Source organism: Oleiphilus sp. HI0066 (assembly GCF_001635725.1).
This window is the reverse complement of record NZ_LWFH01001363.1, coordinates 1-853: the sequence shown is the minus strand read 5'-3', so window position 1 is coordinate 853 and position 853 is coordinate 1. Positions and strand designations below refer to the sequence as shown.

Here is an 853-nt window from a genome sequence, read left to right as displayed (position 1 = left end):
GACTTCTCTTTCTGGATTCTTTGGTAGATTTCTTCACGGTGAACAGACACATCTTTCGGTGCATTTACACCAATTCGTACCTGGTTACCTTTTACTCCTAGCACAGTCACTGTGACATCATCGCCAACCATAAGCGTTTCACCAACGCGGCGCGTCAAAATTAGCATTCTTGCAACTCCTTCGTTTGTACTACCTTCCAAAGATTATCTTAACTTGTAGGACGTCCAAATTAATTACTGCCAGTAAAGTCTACTTTTCTCAAAAAGAAAGGAACATCTTAGAACTTTTCTTTATGGACACCTAATCATTACCGGCAAGCTTGTATTAAGCAGATTATAAGCGAGAACTGTAATTACTCACTCTTATCCAAATCAAACGCTGTATGCAATGTGCGCACAGCTAATTCCATGTACTTCTCATCAATCACGACTGAGATTTTAATTTCAGACGTAGAGATCATCTGAATATTAATGCCTTCCTGAGAGAGCGCGTCGAACATGGTGGTAGCAACACCTGCATGCGATCGCATACCAACACCAACAATAGAGACTTTCGCGATTGTGTCATCGCCAACGACCTGCTTAGCACCTAGATCAGCACAAACCTGCTCTAAGATTGCCAATGCTTTTTTGTAGTCATTACGGTGGACCGTAAAAGTAAAGTCCGTGCAGTTATCGACACCAACGTTTTGAACAATCATGTCGAGTTCAATATTCTGATCACTGACAGGCTTTAAAATCTTGCTAGCGATACCCGGAATATCAGGAACACCAACAAGCGTTAATTTCGCTTCATCACGATTAAAAGCAATACCAGAAACTAACGGCTGCTCCATACCACCCTCATTATCTAT

At 41.5% G+C, this 853-nt stretch carries 2 protein-coding genes; both read right to left on the bottom strand.

Annotation, left to right across the window (positions count from 1 at the left end; translation table 11 throughout):
• The coding region (gene csrA, locus A3738_RS20715; RefSeq protein WP_068763820.1) for a carbon storage regulator CsrA at positions 1 to 167 on the bottom strand (167 nt) is incomplete at its 3' end.
• Between the two features lie 185 nt (positions 168 to 352).
• A partial coding sequence (locus A3738_RS20710; protein ID WP_156504376.1) for an ACT domain-containing protein occupies positions 353 to 853 on the bottom strand: 501 nt, incomplete at its 5' end.